Origin of the sequence: Achromobacter sp. MYb9, assembly GCF_002975275.1 — a bacterium.
Lineage (GTDB): Bacteria > Pseudomonadota > Gammaproteobacteria > Burkholderiales > Burkholderiaceae_B > Achromobacter.
The window spans coordinates 67,124-83,795 of record NZ_PCOQ01000022.1 but is presented as its reverse complement, the minus strand read 5'-3'; the positions used below and the strand labels follow the sequence as shown (position 1 = coordinate 83,795).

The 16,672-nt window shown below is 64.4% G+C and carries 19 protein-coding genes; 9 read left to right on the top strand and 10 right to left on the bottom strand.

What is annotated here, in order from left to right; translation table 11 throughout:
- Positions 1-13: 13 nt before the first annotated feature.
- The 4 genes from CQ050_RS24555 to CQ050_RS24540 form a co-directional block, all read right to left on the bottom strand.
- Complete coding sequence (locus CQ050_RS24555; RefSeq protein ID WP_105559418.1) at positions 14-796, bottom strand: transporter substrate-binding domain-containing protein; 783 nt, start codon at positions 794-796, stop codon at positions 14-16.
- Between the two features lie 209 nt (positions 797-1,005).
- A complete protein-coding gene (locus tag CQ050_RS24550; RefSeq protein WP_105559417.1) occupies positions 1,006-1,914 on the bottom strand; it encodes a LysR family transcriptional regulator in 909 nt (302 codons plus the stop codon).
- Between the two features lie 128 nt (positions 1,915-2,042).
- Complete coding sequence (locus CQ050_RS24545; RefSeq protein ID WP_105559416.1) at positions 2,043-2,816, bottom strand: SDR family oxidoreductase; 774 nt, start codon at positions 2,814-2,816, stop codon at positions 2,043-2,045.
- A 198-nt stretch (positions 2,817-3,014) separates the two neighbouring features.
- On the bottom strand, positions 3,015-3,980 hold the full coding sequence (locus CQ050_RS24540; RefSeq protein ID WP_105559415.1) for a tripartite tricarboxylate transporter substrate binding protein: 966 nt from the start codon (positions 3,978-3,980) through the stop codon (positions 3,015-3,017).
- Between the two features lie 218 nt (positions 3,981-4,198).
- Here CQ050_RS24540 and CQ050_RS24535 point away from each other — a divergent pair, with 218 nt between their 5' ends.
- The 3 genes from CQ050_RS24535 to CQ050_RS24525 all read left to right on the top strand — a co-directional run bounded on the left by CQ050_RS24535 (position 4,199) and on the right by CQ050_RS24525 (position 7,827).
- Positions 4,199-5,392, top strand: a complete 1,194-nt coding sequence (locus CQ050_RS24535) for an acetylornithine transaminase (RefSeq protein WP_105559414.1) — start codon at positions 4,199-4,201, stop codon at positions 5,390-5,392.
- A 236-nt stretch (positions 5,393-5,628) separates the two neighbouring features.
- A complete protein-coding gene (locus tag CQ050_RS24530; protein ID WP_233214279.1) occupies positions 5,629-6,615 on the top strand; it encodes a tripartite tricarboxylate transporter substrate binding protein in 987 nt (328 codons plus the stop codon).
- A gap of 21 nt (positions 6,616-6,636) precedes the next feature.
- On the top strand, positions 6,637-7,827 hold the full coding sequence (locus tag CQ050_RS24525) for a Xaa-Pro peptidase family protein (protein WP_105559413.1): 1,191 nt from the start codon (positions 6,637-6,639) through the stop codon (positions 7,825-7,827).
- On the opposite strand, the gene CQ050_RS24520 is transcribed toward CQ050_RS24525, so the two are convergent.
- A complete protein-coding gene (locus tag CQ050_RS24520; RefSeq protein ID WP_105559412.1) occupies positions 7,820-8,785 on the bottom strand; it encodes a LysR substrate-binding domain-containing protein in 966 nt (321 codons plus the stop codon). The two genes, CQ050_RS24525 and CQ050_RS24520, sit on opposite strands and share 8 nt — an antisense overlap.
- A gap of 92 nt (positions 8,786-8,877) precedes the next feature.
- On the opposite strand from CQ050_RS24520, the gene CQ050_RS24515 reads away from it, so the two are divergent.
- Complete coding sequence (locus CQ050_RS24515; protein WP_233214277.1) at positions 8,878-9,399, top strand: GAF domain-containing protein; 522 nt, start codon at positions 8,878-8,880, stop codon at positions 9,397-9,399.
- Positions 9,400-9,411: 12 nt separating this feature from the next.
- Positions 9,412-10,380 (top strand): tripartite tricarboxylate transporter substrate binding protein, encoded by a 969-nt coding sequence (locus tag CQ050_RS24510; protein WP_105559410.1) that lies wholly within the window; start codon positions 9,412-9,414, stop codon positions 10,378-10,380.
- A 91-nt stretch (positions 10,381-10,471) separates the two neighbouring features.
- On the opposite strand, the gene CQ050_RS24505 is transcribed toward CQ050_RS24510, so the two are convergent.
- Complete coding sequence (locus CQ050_RS24505; protein WP_105559409.1) at positions 10,472-10,837, bottom strand: hypothetical protein; 366 nt, start codon at positions 10,835-10,837, stop codon at positions 10,472-10,474.
- Between the two features lie 237 nt (positions 10,838-11,074).
- On the opposite strand from CQ050_RS24505, the gene CQ050_RS24500 reads away from it, so the two are divergent.
- From CQ050_RS24500 to CQ050_RS24490, 3 genes are all read left to right on the top strand, one after another.
- Positions 11,075-11,689 carry a class I SAM-dependent methyltransferase gene (locus CQ050_RS24500; RefSeq protein WP_199196920.1) on the top strand — a complete coding sequence of 205 codons (615 nt, stop codon included), beginning with the start codon at positions 11,075-11,077 and terminating at the stop codon, positions 11,687-11,689.
- Between the two features lie 117 nt (positions 11,690-11,806).
- Positions 11,807-12,880, top strand: a complete 1,074-nt coding sequence (locus tag CQ050_RS24495; protein WP_105559408.1) for a hypothetical protein — start codon at positions 11,807-11,809, stop codon at positions 12,878-12,880.
- A gap of 20 nt (positions 12,881-12,900) precedes the next feature.
- Positions 12,901-13,221, top strand: a complete 321-nt coding sequence (locus tag CQ050_RS24490; protein ID WP_105559407.1) for a hypothetical protein — start codon at positions 12,901-12,903, stop codon at positions 13,219-13,221.
- Positions 13,222-13,302: 81 nt separating this feature from the next.
- Here CQ050_RS24490 and CQ050_RS24485 read toward each other — a convergent pair whose 3' ends face one another.
- The 4 genes from CQ050_RS24485 to CQ050_RS24470 all read right to left on the bottom strand — a co-directional run bounded on the left by CQ050_RS24485 (position 13,303) and on the right by CQ050_RS24470 (position 15,705).
- Entirely contained in the window at positions 13,303-14,067 is a 765-nt protein-coding gene (locus tag CQ050_RS24485) for a hypothetical protein (protein ID WP_233214270.1), read from the bottom strand.
- 94 nt (positions 14,068-14,161) lie between these two features.
- Positions 14,162-14,611 carry a DUF6389 family protein gene (locus tag CQ050_RS24480; protein WP_105559405.1) on the bottom strand — a complete coding sequence of 150 codons (450 nt, stop codon included), beginning with the start codon at positions 14,609-14,611 and terminating at the stop codon, positions 14,162-14,164.
- Between the two features lie 12 nt (positions 14,612-14,623).
- Positions 14,624-15,274 (bottom strand): hypothetical protein, encoded by a 651-nt coding sequence (locus CQ050_RS24475; RefSeq protein ID WP_105559404.1) that lies wholly within the window; start codon positions 15,272-15,274, stop codon positions 14,624-14,626.
- The gene (locus CQ050_RS24470) at positions 15,274-15,705 is read right to left on the bottom strand and encodes a hypothetical protein (RefSeq protein ID WP_105559403.1); all 432 of its coding nucleotides are present in this window, start codon (positions 15,703-15,705) and stop codon (positions 15,274-15,276) included. The genes CQ050_RS24475 and CQ050_RS24470 overlap by 1 nt, the downstream gene beginning before the upstream one ends.
- Before the next feature lie 87 nt (positions 15,706-15,792).
- On the opposite strand from CQ050_RS24470, the gene CQ050_RS24465 reads away from it, so the two are divergent.
- Positions 15,793-16,407, top strand: a complete 615-nt coding sequence (locus CQ050_RS24465; RefSeq protein WP_105559438.1) for an ATP-binding cassette domain-containing protein — start codon at positions 15,793-15,795, stop codon at positions 16,405-16,407.
- Positions 16,408-16,672: the final 265 nt, after the last annotated feature.

Sequence of the window (16,672 nt, the reverse complement as noted above, 5' to 3'; positions counted from 1 at the left end):
CCGCCGTCGGGGCTTACAGGTCCTTGGGCAGTTCAGCGCCCAGCCACTTCTGCGAAATCGCGGACAGCGAGCCGTCGCGGCGGGCGGCGGCCAGGATGTCGTTGACCTTGGCGCGCAGCTTGGGCTCGTCCTTGTTCAGGCCGATGTAGCACGGCGAATTCTTGATCAGGAACTTGGTTTCCGGTTTCTTGGCCGGATTGCGCGCCAGGATGGCCGCGGCAACCACGTTGCCCGTGGCGATCATCGGCACCTGACCCGACAGAAAGGCCGTGATGGTGCCGTTGTTGTCTTCGTAGCGTTTGAGCGTGGCGGATTCGGGGGCGATCTTCGACAGTTCGATGTCTTCCACCGAGCCGCGCGTGACGCCGATGGTCTTGCCGGCCAGGTCGGCCGCCGACGACACCTTCAGGTCGGCCGGGCCGAACACGCCGTTGAAGAACGGGGCATAGGCATCCGAAAAATCGATGGCCTTCTCGCGTTCGGCATTCTTGCCCAGGCTGGAGATCACCAGGTCCACCTTGCGCGTCTGCAGGTAGGGCACGCGGTTGGCGCTGGTGACCGGTACCAGTTCCAGCTTCACGCCCAATTGCTTGGCGATCAGTTGCGCGGTGTCGATGTCATAGCCCAGGGGCTTCATGTCGGCGCCCACCGAACCGAACGGCGGGAAATCCTGCGGCACGGCGATCTTGATCGTGCCCGCGCGGACGATATCGTCCAGCGTGTCGGCGTGCGTCAGCGGCGCGGCCAGCAGGCTGGCGGCGGTGCAAAGAGACAACAACAGGGTTCTACGGTTCATGAGCACTCTCCAGGGCGCGCACCGCCCGGGACGGGCCAATGCGTTGCACACCGATTCGGTATACAAAACTGGAAAAGCAAGTTCCGTGCCATTTCGCGCCCGCCAAGCAGGCGCCGGAAACCGGGCTGACGGCGCCCCGCTTTGGTGCGGCGGACGCTTCGGATGCGGGCATGCGCGGCACCGGTTTGGGTCGCGCCGCTGGCGCCGGCTCAACCCTCCAGATGGGGCTGCATCAGGGCGGCGAACCAGTCGTGGAAGACGGCCAGGCGGCGCGAGCGCTGGCGCCGGTGGGGGTACAGCAGCGACACCGGCATCGGCGCCGGGCGCCAGCCCGGCATGACCTCGATGAGCTTGCCGGCATCCAGCAGGTGCTGCACATCGAAACGGGGAATCTGGATGAGCCCCAGCCCGGCAAGGCAGCAGGCGATGTAGTTTTCGGCGTTGTTCACCACCACGCGGGCGGGCACGCGCGCCACCTGCCCGGCGCCGCTTTCCGCCAGATACTCCCAGGGCAGTTCCCGGCCGGTTTTCGGCGACGCGTAGCCCACGGACCAATGCCCCTCCGACAAGTCATCGGGCAAGCGCGGTTCGCCCTGTTCGCGCAGATAGTCCGGGCTTGCGCAATTGATCAACGCGATATGCCCCAGCGGCCGCACGACCAGGCTGCTGTCGTCCAGCGCGCCGATGCGCACCGCGCAGTCCACCCCTTCCTGCACCAGGTCGATGGCGCGGTCGGTCGAACTGAGCACGAGTTCAAGGCGAGGATGGCGGCGCAGCAAGCCCGGCAGCGCGGGCGCGATCAGCCGGCGCGCGACGCGGCTGGGCGCATCGATGCTGAGCCGGCCCGACACCTGGCGCTGTCCGGCGTGGAACAGCTGGTCGATGTCTTCCACTTCCGCCAATAGCGGGCGGACGCGTTCCAGCAATTGTTCGCCGTCCGCCGTCAGCCGTACCTGCCGCGTCGTTCGATGCAGCAAGCGCACGCCCAACTGCGTCTCCAATTGCTGAATGGCAGCGGAGACCGACGCGCGCGGCACCTCCAGGGCGTTGGCGGCCTTGATGAAACTGCCCATGTCGGCGACTTGGGCGAACACGCGGTACTGATCGAAGCGGTCCATGCGTTTGGCATCCCCTGCCGCCCACGGGCGGATCGCCCTGTGGATAACGGCAGGTAAGAGTGTTGGGCCCGTCAATACTATAAGGAACCCCGCCCAGACCAAAAGGAACCTTGCGCAGGCCGGGCTGCTTACTTCGTCGTATAGCCGCCGTTGATCAGGATGGTCTGGCCGGTGATCCACCAGCCGTCGCTGACCAGATGGCGGATGAAGGGAACCACGTCCTCGATGTCGGTCAGCCCGGTCTTGCTGAACGGCGACAGCGCGGCGGCGGTCTTGTGATACGCCACGGCGTCGGCGCCTTCGGCCGGGTAGAAGAACGGCGTATCCATCGGACCGGGGCCGACGGCGGTGACGGAAATGCCGCGTGCGCCGAACTCCTTGGACGCGGCGCGGGTGTAGTGCTCGACAGGCGCCTTCGTGCCCGCATAGGCGGCATAGAACGGCGTGAACGCGCCCAGCAACGACGTCACCAGCGTGCAGACCTTGCCGTTGTCGTTCACGTGGCGGCCTGCTTCGCGCAAGAAGAAGAAGGCGGTCTTGGAGTTGACGGCGGTCATCTCGTCGTATTCCGCCTCGCTGATCTCGGTGAAGGGCTTCTTCAGCACTTTGCCGACAGTGTTGATGGCAATGTCCGGCCGGCCCACGGCGGCGACGGCGTCGGTGAACAGCTTTTCGACGGCGGCGGCGGTGGTCAGGTCGCCTTGCAGCGCGACCGCTTTGGCGCCAGCCGCCTGGATCGCGGCAACGGTCGCATCGGCATCGGCCTTGGACGCGGCGCTGTTGTAGTGGATCGCCACGGCGCGGGCGCCATGCTGCGCCAGGTCGCGCGCGATCAGCCCGCCCAGGTTCTTGGCGCCGCCGGCGATCAATGCGACTTTGCCCTTGATGGAATGGTCTGCCATGGAAAATCCCCTACACAAGTCATTGGAGCGTAGAGCTTAGGCAAGCGCATCCCGGCGATAAACCACCCAGGGCTGGATGGATCATCCAGAAAATCCGCTCAATCGCCGTGAAAAAAGCCGTCCCCTTTTTCACGGGGACGGCTTTTGCGACCGGCGGCTGCCGGTGCGACGGGCAGCGGAAGTCTTGATCCTGGATCTTTAGTCCACCTGGGCGCCGGACTGCTTGACGGCTTTGCCCCACTTTTCGACTTCGCTGGCGATGAATGTGCCGGTGCCTTCGGGGGTCAGGGGCATGGGTTCGGCGCCGCGGTCGCGCAGGAATTTCTGCATTTCCGGGGAGCCCAGCGCATGGCCGATCTGCTTGCTGAGGTAGGCGGTGACGGCCGGCGGCGTGTCGCGCGGAGCCAGCACGGCGGCCCAGCCGATGGCCTCGAAGCCGGGGTAGCCGGATTCGGCCACGGTTGGAACCTCCGGCAGCTGCGGCAGGCGCTTGGCTGTCGTCACGGCCAACGGCACGGCCTTCTTGCTTTGCACGTGCGGCAGGCCCGCAGTGACGGAGTCCACCATCAGCGGCACCTGGTGGCCCAGGAAATCGGCCTGGGCCGGGCCGCTGCCCTTGTAGGGGATGTGGCGGATGTCGATATCGGCCGCGGCCTTGAACATTTCCGCCGACAGGTGCTGCGTGCCGCCGATACCGGCGCTGGCGTAGGCCAGTTCGCCCGGATTGGCGCGCGCTTGCGTCACCAATTGCTTAAGCGAGGTGATGCCGGACGCCGGCGTGGCCAGGAACATCAACGGTACCGAGAACACGCCCGACACCGGCGCGAAATCCTTGGTCAGGCTGTAGTTGATGGTTTTGTACAGCGTCTGGTTGACCGCAGCGGCAGAGCCCGCGATGACCAGCGTGTAGCCATCGGGCGTGGCGCGCGCGGCCTGCTCCATGCCGATGTTGCTGCCGGCGCCTGCGCGGTTTTCCACCACGATCGGCTGCTTGACGGCGGCGCCCAGCTTTTCAGCCAGGGCGCGGGCGAATATGTCGGTGGCTTGTCCGGGCGGGAACGGCACGATCAGGCGGATGGGGCGTTCGGGGTATTCGGCATGTGCCGGCGCGCCGGCCGCCGCCAGCGCCAGGCCGGCGGCAAGACTGGAAAGGATACGTTTCATGATTGGTCAGTAAAAAGCGACAACGGGCGGCGCGCGGGAGCGCGCCACTTGCATAAAATAGAGCGCCCGAGCAGTCGGCCCTTTTGAGGCGGCCCGGGGCGGATCGGCGGGGGGTGCGTCACGATAGCATCCCTCTGTCGGTGCTACATTTGCGTTTTCGCGCTTCCCCCCTTGAAGTTTCCCCTTCATCCCTGTCCTTTTACCCCGCAGGAACCGCCATGGAATTCAGCCAGTTCAACGTCAACACCCTCATGGAGATCACCTCCCGCCCGGACCTCGTGTTCGTTAGCGGCAAGGGATCCTGGCTGGAGGATCACGCGGGCAAGCGATACCTGGACTTCGTGCAGGGCTGGGCGGTGAACACGTTGGGCCACTCCGCGCCGGAAATGCAGCGCGCGCTGGTGGAACAGTCGCAAAAACTGATGAACCCGTCGCCGGCGTTCTACAACATCCCCTCGATCGAGCTGGCCCAACGCCTGACCGGCGCGTCCTGCTTTGACCGCGTCTTTTTCGCCAACAGCGGCGGCGAAGCCAACGAAGGCGCCATCAAGCTGGCGCGCAAGTGGGGCCAGGTCAAGAAGAACGGCGCCTACAAGATCATCACGATGAACCACGGCTTCCACGGCCGCACGCTGGCCACGATGTCCGCATCGGGCAAGCCGGGCTGGGACAAGATGTTTGCCCCGCAAGTGGAAGGCTTCCCCAAGGCCGAACTGAACGACCTGGAATCGGTGAAGAAGCTGATCGACGACAAGACCGTCGCCATCATGCTGGAACCGGTGCAAGGCGAAGGCGGCGTGATCCCGGCCACCAAGGAATTCATGCAAGGCCTGCGCAAGCTGGCTGATGAAAACCAGTTGCTGCTGATCGTCGACGAAGTGCAGACCGGCATGGGCCGCACCGGCAAGATGTTCGCCTACCAGCATTCCGACGTCATCCCCGACATCATGACGTTGGCCAAGGGCATCGGCGGCGGCGTGCCGCTGGCTGCGCTGCTGGCCCGCCAGGACGCTTGCGTGTTCTCGCACGGCGACCAGGGCGGCACGTACAACGGCAACCCGCTGACCACCGCCGTGGGCGTGGCCGTGTTTGACGCACTGGCCGCCCCGGGCTTCATGGACGCCGTCAACGCGCGTTCCAAGCAGCTGTCCGAAGGCCTGCTGGCCCTGTCGGCCAAGTACGGCATGAAGGGCGAGCGCGGCATGGGCCTGTTGCGCGCGCTGGTGATGGATCGCGATGATGGTCCGGCGATTGTCGAAGCCGCCCGCAAGCTGGAACCGCAAGGCCTGCTGCTGAACGCCCCGCGTCCGAATTTGCTGCGCTTCATGCCGGCGTTGAACGTGACGGCGGAAGAGATCGACCTGATGCTGAGCGAACTGGACAAGCTGATCGCGCAGGCGCGCAAGGCGTAAATCCCTACGCCAGATTGTCAGCAACAAGGGCCGCTTTCGCGGCCCTTGTTTTTTGGCGGGACGGATGACGCGATTGATTTCATTGTCGCCGCGAAGCGGCGCCGTGTCATACCAAAACGCTAATGGAAACCTCAGGTTTATTCATTGGGCGTACATGTCCGATCTCCCCATAATCCTCCGCAGGCTTTAAAAGCCGCCGTCCATTTGCGACGTATCTGATGATTCATGGGGATGACATGTTGAGGACATTACTGGGACACGCCCGCTGCGTCGCGGCAGGGATCGTGGGCCTGCTTTTCGCAGGCGGCGCTTGTGCCGCCGCCGACTATCCGGATAAGCCCATCAAGCTGGTCGTGCCGCAGGCCGCCGGCGGCGGCACGGATGTGATCGGCCGCTTGTGGGCGGACTACCTTGCACGGCAGCTCAAGACGCCAGTGGTGGTCGAGAACCGGCCGGGCGCCAACGGCATCCTGGCGTCAAGCTACGTCGCCAAGCAGCCGGCCGATGGGTATACGGTGCTGGTCAGCGGCGTGTCGTACCTTGCCTTCAACCCGCATATGTACAAGAACATGCCGTATCAGCCGGCGCGGGACTTCGACGGCGTCAGCCTGTTGGTGAATACGCCCTTCCTGCTCGTCGCCGGCACGCAGACGGGCATCCGTTCGTTGGATGAACTGGTCGCCCGCGCCAAGGCCGAACCCGAGTCGCTGAATTTCGCGTCGGCGGGCAAGGGCAATTCCACCCATCTGGTCGTGGAAATGTTGGCGCAGAAGACGGGCATGAAGCTCACGCATGTTCCGTACAACGGCGCGGCCGCCGGGCTGACCAGCGTGATGGCCAATCAGACCCAGGTGATGGCCGACGTGCTGAACACGGGCGCGGTGCAGGCCAATGCGGGCAAGGTGGTTCCGTTGGCCGTGGTCGGCAGCAAGCGTGCGGCGAGCGTGCCGGACGTGCCGACGCTTGCCGAACTGGGCTTCAAGGATTTTCCGATGCCGGGCTGGTACGCGCTGGTGGCGCCCAAGGGCACGCCGCCGCAGGCCATCGCGCGGCTCAACGCCGAGACTCGGCGCTTCTTTGACGACCCCGCGGTCAAGGCCCGCCTGCAGGAGCTACAGCTTGAGCCCCTGCCCTCGTCGCCCGAGACCGTGGGCGAATGGACCGAACGCGATAGCGCCACCTGGGGTCCGCTGATTCGCCAGCTGGGCCTGAGCAACGACTGAAACCACGACAAAGGACACACCATGCCCAAACTTACCCAGGCTGTCTGGCAATACCGATTCGACAAGATGACGTCCATGATGGACGAGCTGGCCGTCGATGCCGTCATCTTCACGTCGGCGGATTTCTTTCAGTTCGCCACCAATTTCCACACCGATGTCTTGCCCTGGGAACGGCCGATCTTTGCCGTCGTGCCGCGCAACGGCACGCCCTTCCTGGTGATGAACGAGCTGTCCACGCATCACATGCAGTTCTCGCAGGAACAGGGCAAGGTCTGGATCACCGACATCACCTATTACGCCGAGCATCCGCGCGTGCAGAACCGGCTGCCTTTGATTACGCAGCTGCCCGAGGTGTTGGCGGCACGGTTGAAGGCCGCCGGGCTGGCGCGGTCGCGCATCGCCGTCGAAGGCGGCAGCCCGGTGCTGGCGCAGTTGGGGCGCTTTCTGCCCGAAGTCGTGTTGCGCAACGCGACCCCCGAGTGCCGCGCGCTGCGTTGGCAGAAGCACGATGAAGAGCTTGCCGTGATGGCGGCCGCCGCGTCCATCTCCGACTGGATTCAGGACCGCTACCGCGAGAACATCCGGCCGGGCCGGCTGGTGCAGGAGCTGGACTTCGCCATGGCGTCGCTGTTCGTGCAGGAGGCTGCCGAGCGCTTCCCGGGCGAGCATTTCGAGGTGATCCGCTGCTGGACCTTGAGCGGCCCCGCGTCGGCCTCGCCGCATGGCGACGGCGCGTCATGCGGCGCGCGGATCAAGGAAGGCGATGTGCTGGTGAACATCGTCATTCCGCGCTTGAACGGCCTGACGATCGAGAACGAGCGCACCTGGTTCTGCGGCACGCCTTCGGCCGAGCAAGTGCGGTTGTGGACGGCGGCCAAGGCGGCGAACGAGGCGGCCATTGCCGCCGCGTGCACCGGGAACCCCGTCTGCGCGATCGACGCGGCCGCGCAGGCCGAGATCGAGAAGGCTGGCTACGCGGACTTCATACGCCATCGCACGGGGCATGCCGTGGGCATCATTCACCACGAATACCCGGAAGACATGGCCTTCAACCAGCGGCCGCTGCTGGACAACGAGGTGTATTCGGCGGAGCCGGGCATCTACGCCTATGGCATCGGCGGCTTCCGCCTGGATGACACGGTGGTAGTGGGGAGCACGCCACGCGTGCTGACCCACACGCCCAAGACGCTCGAGTACGCGACGGTCAAGTAGCGGCGTCGTTGGCGGTGCTGCCCTGGGAGGTGCCCTGCGCTTCCTGGCGCAGCGTTTCACGCAAGGCCGGCAGCACGATGCTGGGCGAGTCGGCCGCCCACAACATGCCGATGGGGCCAAACTCCAGGCGGGATGGCGCGCGCACGATGCTGATGAGCTGAAGCCGTTCGTACATGTGCGCGACGGAACTCGCCAAGGTGGCGATGTAATCACGGTCTTGCAGCATCGACAACAGGGCAACCAGCGAACTGGTCTCGACGGACGGCTTCGGGGGCGGCATGCCCGCATCCACCACGGCCTGATCCAGCCGCCCGCGCGACAGCGTGCCCAGCGGCGGCAAGATCCACGGATAACGCTGGGTGTCCTCCCAGCAAGGCGCATCCAGTTCCGCCAGCGGATGCCCGCGCCTGGCCACCACGCTGAAGGTGTCTGTCATCAGCCATTCGGTGCACAGGCCAGAGCGGCTTGCGCGCACATCCAACGGCCCGATGATGAGGTCGATTTCGCGCCGTTCGACGCGCTCGATCAGGGGTTCGAGCAAGCCCTCGATCAGTTCGATCTGCACATTGGGCGAACGCTGGTGCAGCGCGGCGATGGCGCGCGGCAGCAAGACGGGCGCCGCGGAGAGAATGGTGCCGATATGCAGATGGCCGGCCACGCCGCCTTTGACCGCTTCGATCTCCTCGCCGGTGCGCGCGGTGTCTCCCAAGACGCGGCACGCGTAGCGCCAGAGCGCACCCCCCGCCTCCGTCAGTTCAAGCGACCGGCCACGCAGGAACAGCGGCGTGCCGACCAGATCTTCCATGTCGCTGAGCCAGTGCGAGAGCGCGGGCTGCGTCATGTGCATGGCTTTGGCGGCGCCGGTGACGCTGCGCGCGCTTTCCAGCGCCGCCAGCACTTGCAGATGGCGAAGCTTGAGCCGGCGGGTCCAGGGCGGGTCGATCGAGGGGGCGTCCATGCGGAAATGGTAATGGATCTCTCAGCTTTATTCATTAGCGCCTTATGGCCCTTGGCGGCCAAAATGCCTTTCCCGATAGACGAGGGCAAGCGGTGACGAACTCAACAGAACACATGGCCCCGGCGCTGCCGTTAAGCGACATGGCGCACGGCCTGGCCGCCGCACCCCAGCCCGAGCGCGGCCTGCAGGCGCTGGCCACGGCACTTGCCACCCGAATCGGTTATCGGCTGTTCACGGTGCTGGTGCTGGACCGGCAGGCGGAGCAGAGCCTGCGGTATTTCTCAAGCCAACCCGGGGCTTATCCGCCGGGCGGCGCCAAGCCCATCCGCGAGGACAGCGAGTTCTTCGCTTCTGTCGTGTTGGGCGGACAGGCACGAATTTGCGTGGACCGCGCGGAGTGCATGCGCGCGTTTCCAGACCACGAGCTCATTCATTCCCTAGGCTGCGAGAGCGCCGTGAACGTGCCCGTCCGCTGGGACGGCCAGACCATCGCATCGCTGAACCTGCTGCACGAGGCCGGTTGGTATCGCCGGGACATGTTGCCGGAACTGAGCTGGTACGCCGCGATGGCCATTCCAATCATTCAAAAGATTATTCACACAACCCGCTCGTAGGGAGAGAAAACAATGACACGCCTCTGCACTGCCATCACCGCATTGTTGTTGTCGGTGGGATTGACGCCGGTTCATGCGGCGGACGCCTACCCCGCCAAGCCGATCACGATCATCTACCCCTATGCGCCGGGATCGGCGTCGGACACCATGACCCGCCTGCTTGCGGAAGCCATGTCCAAACGACTGGGGCAGCCCGTGATCGTCGACGGTAAACCCGGCGCCGGTGGCTCGATTGCCACCGAGCATGTCGTCAGGGCCGCACCCGACGGCTATACGCTGCTGCTCAGCGCAAGCGGCACCATCGCGGTCAATCCGCATATCTACAAGCTGCGCTACAACCCCGTCGAGGACCTGGCGCAGATTTCGATCGCCGTGGAAGTCCCGTTCGTCTTCGTCGTGGGCAAGAATTTTCCGGCGCAGGATTACGCGGCGTTCAAGGCGTTAAGCAGCACGAAACCCGGCGGCCTCTCTTCGGCGAACGCCGGGCTCGGCACTCAGGCACACCTGACACAGGTGGCCTTCGCCAAGTTGGCGGGGGTGAACCTGAGCATCCTGGGTTACAAGGGGGCCGCGCCCGCCGTCAACGACATCCTGGGCGGACACGTGGATTCGATGATGGACAACGCGGCCTCGCAAATTCCGTATGTCACGTCGGGCAAGACGACCGCGTTGTTCGTCACCAGCGATTATCGGTTCGACGGCTATCCCCAGGTGCCCACCGCCAAGGAGCTGGGCATCACGGGACTGGTTCCGACGGGGTGGTTCGGCCTGGCGGCACCCAAGGGCACCCCGCCCGCTGTTGTTGAAAAAATACAGGGTGCGATGGTCGCCAGCCTCAAGGATGCCGAGATGCAGCGCAAGCTGAAGGAGTTGGGCTGGGTGATCGTGGGGAACACGTCGCAGCAGGCCACTGAACGGGCCCGCACGGACTATGCCTTGCTGGGGCAGGTGGCTCGGGATATTGAGCTGAAGCCGAATTGACGGATTACTCAATGGGCAACCGAGACTGCGCGCAGTAATGCGGAACAAGTGCGCGCAGTACCTGCGCCAGCATCGGGCAGAATGCGGCCGATTACGCCACCAGGCGCAGATGACGCTTGGTCACAGGCATCGTGGGCTGCCGCTTCACCAGACTTGCGGGTACGAACTCCAACGGCTTGCGTCCGGCTGCCGCGTCGCTCAGGCTGGCAGTGAGCAAGACGGCGCGCAAGGCGCCGAATCCGCGCGCACGCTGCAGGTCACGCGCCAATTCCATCGCCTGCTGTTCGGCCATGTCGCGGGACGGCCATACGGTGCGGCAGAAGTGCGTCTTGCAAAGCGGCATCTGTTGAGTATGGTCGATCACATCCACGTAGCCACGAAATGCGCCGAACTCGACCTCCATGACATTGGGGCGAACCGACTTGAGGGCAAGCGGTTTTTGCGAGATAGGAGCCATGATGGTTTCCTTGAAAGGACACGAATTCATCCTAGCCCACAATCGGTGCAATATTCGCATTGCTTTGCAGTCCTTTAGATAACTATCCAGAGTTAGCCATCTGCAAGAAAACGTTGCGATAGGCCTAAAACGGGTGGGGTGTGGAAGGCTCCCCACTACCGCCACAACGGTAGGCCGGTGTGGAAGCTGGTAAATTCTCCGGCGCGGACTTCGCGTCCACATTGCCAGAGTCCCGACATGCCCTCCTCTCCCGCTGACGACGTGATCGCCCTGTACCAAGCGCATGCCGCGGCGTTTGCGACGCTGCGGAGTACAGAATTGATCGAGCGCGCCTGGCTGGCCGCGTTCCTGGAACGGCTTGCCGTCCCCCATCCGCAGGTGCTGGATGTAGGTTGCGGCACTGGCGTTCCCATCGCCCGTCATCTGATCGAAAACGGCTGCCGAATCACCGGCATCGATACCTCGTTGCCGCTGCTGTCGCGGGCCAAGGCGTCGTTTCCCGACCATCATTGGATCGCCGCCGACATGCGGCAGCTGGATGGCATCGGACCGTTTCATGGGTTGATCGCCTGGCACAGCTTTTTCCACCTTCGGCCCGAGGATCAGCGGCTCATGTTCCCCATCTTTCGGCGCCTGGCCGCGCCGGGCGCGGTGCTGATGTTCACCAGCGGCACGGCGTTGGGCGAAGCCATTGGGACGTTTGAAGGCCAGCCTCTTTATCACGGCAGTCTGGATGCTTGTGAATATCGCCAATTGCTGGCGGAAAACGGATTCTCGGTGGTTCGGCATCAGCAGGAAGACCCGGCGTGCGGCGGCGCGACGGTGTGGCTGGCCGCGCAGACCGGCTGTTGAGCAAGCGGCGCTGCCGACGCGATATCATGGCCTCGCCTTTCCCCGCCGGGGTATTGCCTGGCCCTGCCTTTTGCAATGCTCCGTTCCTTCCCGCCTCGGAAACAGGAACCCAGAACGATGCCGTTTTTCCCCGCGCTTGCCCGCGTTTGCCTGATCGCCCTTTTCGCTCCGACGCTGGCGCTTGCCCAGCCAGTCGCTCCGGATTTCGCCGCGCGCACCGCCGCGCTGGTGGAGCGCCATCGCGTGAATGTGGACGGATTGCTGGGTAATGCGCGGCAGGAGGGAATGGCGTTGCTGGTGATTCCGACCCTGAACCTGGACGCCGAGCCCCCGCGCGATTTCAATGACGACGCGACGCGCGACCGCTTTGTGCGTCAGCGCAGCACGTTCATGCGCTGGAACCACAAGTCGGAAAAGGACACCGCGATCAGCGCCGGCGCGGGGGACCACAAGCTGAAACCGACGGACCCCGGGCCGCAGTTCCAGACGGTGCGCGGCAAGCTGCTGTATCAGGTGATTCCGGTGTGGCCGGGTGAATACCGGCTCAACCGCATCACCTATCACCAGCCCCGCACCGAGCTGCCCGAAACGGTGCCGCCGCAGAGCGCCATGGAGCGGCTGAAGAAGATCGGCATCGCGACGCTGGATTACACGGTTGACCGCGAGTTCAAGATGACCGCGCCTCAAGCGAAAACCGGGCAAGAGGACGACGACGGCCTGGGCAAGGGCTGCGAGGTGATGTTGCGGGCGGGCGGCGGTTGCGACGAGGCAGCGCGCGAGGTGTACTGGCGGATCAACGGCGAGATCGCCTTCAATGCGGGAGAGGCGGACGCCGTGCCGGCGCCCGGCATCGAAGCCGAACTGACTTTCTCGCCGATCGCCGCGATCACGCTCGAAGCGGGGGAAGCGGTGCTGACCGATGGATTCGTGTTGCCTGTCGACCAGCCGGTCATGACGCCGGATTCGTGCGAAGACACGTCCCTCGGCCCCACCTGCACGATGGATTCGCTGACGTTGACGCGCCTGCCTGCCAGCCTGGAAGATTTCCGGCAGGCGCCCGGCGCGGGCAGCTTCAATTTGCCCGAGCTGGAGGCAGCGCTGCGCGACCTTAAGTACCGGGCGCCCACGCTGTACTACAAGCCCGCGTCCGAGGCGACGCCGAACCAGATCCGAGCCGTGGGGACGGACTAGGATTCAATAAAGGGAACGGCATGGACGCAAAGGAATTCGTCGCCAACTGGAATGCGCTAAGGGCCGAGCTGCTTGCCGCCTTCACGGCGCCGGAGGCGGCCAGCGAGGTCGCAGCCAAGGTCCGGACAATGGGGCTGTCTGCCGAGCAATCCTTCCAGATGCAGGGCGTCCTCGACGCCGTCGTCAAAGACACGATGTACGCGCTGCTGCTGGGTCTGGACGGGGAGGCCAGCATCGGGGACAGCCAGCAGAAGTTCACGATTACGGATGAAGACGGCAATGTGATCCAGGGCATCGAGGAGGCCGCTTGGGAGTGCTTCCATGGCGCCGGCGGGCAATGACGCAAGGCGCCTGTTGCGGACCTTGCGCGCTGCGTAGAAAAACCCAGGAAACCTGATCGGGCCGCCGCGGGCCCGAAGCCGTCAGGCGTTTTCGTCCGCCCTGCCCGTCGCATCGCGATACGCGACCGCATACATAGCCATCGCGACGAACGTAGCCAGGATACAAAGCACGACGCCCAACGCGGCATAGGCCACATCAGCGCCCGTCACGAACGTGTACGTCAGCGGGTACAGCACACTCGCCGTGAAACCGGCCACGACGACCAGCGCCAGCAACATGAGCATCAACGGCCAACGCGGGTAGGGCATGGCCGCGCGAATGTGGCCAAAGCCATATTCACCCGTCGTCGCGACGCGCGGCAGGCTCAGCCCATACGTCGCAAGCGCGTACAAGACCGGCAGCCAGATGACCGTCGCCGACGCGATCAATGCGCCCCAAAACCTGATGTCTTCCGCGCCGTTCAGCAGCACGTAGACCACAAACGGCAGATTGCCGGTCGCGCGCGCCAAGGCCCCGACCGCGATGGCGATCGCGCCCAGCAGGACGAGGTGCTTGGCCTCGGCGGTGCCGCCGCGTGCGGTTGCGTCGCGTGGAGAATCCCCCAGGACGATGACCCGGTGCCAGGCGAACGTCACGCGCGCGAACGCGATCAGGTTGATCAGCGTCAGCGCGACAAACACCAGATCCGTCAGCCGATACAGCGGGGTGTCCGCCAAGGCGAACGGCAGCGACAACGTGAAGACGGCCAACGACCATGGCGCGGCGGCCAGCATGGCACGCCCCTGGCGTTGAATGACGCCTGCTGTCTCGGCAAGAAAGCGACCTGCCCCGAGTTGGCTCGACACAAGATTCCTTTGTTCTGAATTGACGGGTTTCGTTTTATACCGCCAGCCGCGGCATCAGGCCTGGCCGGCGCGTGGGCGTGGACGCCGCGTCGTCTTAAGCCTGCAATGCGCGCGGCATCGTCGTGCCGTAGTCGTCGTCGCCATAGACCAGCCCGGGCAACGGCGATTTTCCACGCCCGACGCTTGCCCACAGTGCTTCGACCCAGTCCGCCGCCGTATCGACGATGACGTCTTGCACGACAAAGCTGGCGCCGTCCGAAGCGAACATCGGCACGGCCGGCGTTACCCCGGTGGCGGTGTGCCGCACGTCGAACAAGGTGCGATGGGCATCCACCGCCTTGTTCAGCACATAAAGGTCAGGGCCTTCCAGGCTGACGACGACGGAAAACGTGCCCTCGCCGTCCTGGTCCGGGAAGATGCCAACGTGGATTTCGCGGGCCTTTTCAGGCAGGGCCGCGATCAGCGCGGCCAGGCGGGTTTGCGCGGTGTGGAAATGCTGGTCCAGCACGCGCCGCAGCGCAGCCTGATAGTCCTGCTGGTTCATGTGGCGTCGTCCTTATGGTTGCGCGGGTTCATATTTCACCACCGGCTGGCTACCCGGGTCCTGACGGAAAAACACGATGCTCTCGAAGGGAATCGGATCGGCATCCCAGCGCCAGTACGGCTTGGTGGCGCCGGAAAAGCCGCTGTAGCGATGCTCATACTGGTTGTAGCAACCGACATGCACGGGGTCGCGGCCTTTGCCATGCATTCGCAACGCGATCACCAGGTCGCCCCATTTCGGATCCTGTCCGGATTCCACCACCGACACGGGCGCGTATCGGTCATCTTCGAAACGGCTCCGAGCCGCTTGCGAAAAATGGGCACGCAGCGCTTGCTGAATTTTTTCGCGCAATGGTTCGTCGTCGGGCGACGCGTCGCCGCCCATGCCCGTGATCAGCAGCTGGGCTTGCTGGCAGACGCCTGGAATCTCCTTGGCCAGGTTCTGTGTCAGCCGGGCCGTCAATTCAGCGCGCTGCGCGCTGCCAAAGAGCAGCGCGGCGAAGGCCAGGACCAGCATCGCCGCGCCTGCGCCAAACGGCCACGTGGGCAGGCGCCTGCCGGCATAGCGCAATGCGCCCAGCGCCAGCAGCAAATGCGCCGCCACGAACAATAGCGCGTAGCCGGCAACCATCCCGTAGTGGTAGAGCGTGAATCCGGCAAGCATCACTGCACCGCCTTGCCAGCCCGGCGATACAGTCTTGCGCCGCCGATACTGGCGGCGATCAGCATCAGGCTCGTCAGCGTAGCGATGCAGAACAGCGGAAAGAGATCGTCGGTGATGATCCAGTTCAGTTGCTCGCCCAGGCCGTACGGTCCGAACGCCCGCGAGCGTTCCTGATCCGCGCCGGCAAAGATGCGGGTCCAGAAGCACGCGGCCAGCGCGCCATGTAGCCACAACGCCAGCGCATAGCGCTTGATGTACAGCAGGCAAAGCACAGCCAGCGCGCCCGTCCAGACGCTGATCACCGATATCCGGCTGGCGTCGAAGAGCTGCACACTGGGTTTGGAAAGCAGCCAGATTAAGGCGAATATCGCCGCTGCACTGGCTGCGCCGATGGGCCAGGGAATCGGCGTCAGGTTGATTTTTCGGGTCATAGGTGCGACGAATATACCTGATCGGACACCGCCAAAATCCGGATGCAGGATCTGGCCGCACGCCGCATTCGTGCGTACACTTTCGGCATGCTACGCATCGACAATCTCACCAAGCGCTACGGCGACTACCTCGTCTTCCAGGGGCTGACTCACACGTTCGGCCCGGGCTGCGTGGCGCTGTGCGAAGAAGACAGCACCGGCAAATCCAGCTTGCTGGGCATCATCGCGGGCGCCGTCCCGCCGGATGCCGGAGATGTCTGGATCGACGGGCATTCCCTGACCCATGCGCCGCAGCAGGCCCGTGCCCGCCTGGCTTATGTGCCGGACAATTGCATGGCCTTTCCAGCGATGACAGGGCGCGCTTTGCTTGCGCAAGTCGCTGCGGAAAAGCAGGTTGCCGTGGACGATGCGGTGCTTGATCTGGCGTACCGGCTGGGGCTGGAATCGCATCTGGACAAGCGCTTCGAACAGATGTCGACAGGTACGCGCCGCAAGGTCTTCGTGACGGCGGCCGCTTTGGGCGATCCGGCGGTGGTTATCGCGGACGGACCCAGCAGTGGGTTCGACGCACAGGGGCGGGCGGTGCTGGCCGAGGTGTTCAAGGCGTGGGCGAAAGATCGCGTGGTGCTGTTCGCCAGCCATGATCCCGAGCTGGTGCAGGCGTGCGAGGCCGAGACGATCAACGTCGCTGAATTGCGCTGACGGGGCGCGGTGCTCGGGTGGGGCCGAACCGAACGGTGCCCGATTGTCAGGCCGCTGCCAATACTGCCTTCACTTCGTCTGTAATTCTCATCGGGCAATCGCTCTCGCTGTCGAAAACGCGTTCTGGCAGCTTAAGCTTCAATCATTGACGCGGCCGAAGCCACAGTAAGGTGGGTTTCTTAATATTCTGAGGCGCATTTTTCCTTTTGTGCTTCCTCATAGTGCAGCAAATGTTTATATATTGCTGCACTATGAGGAATCATAA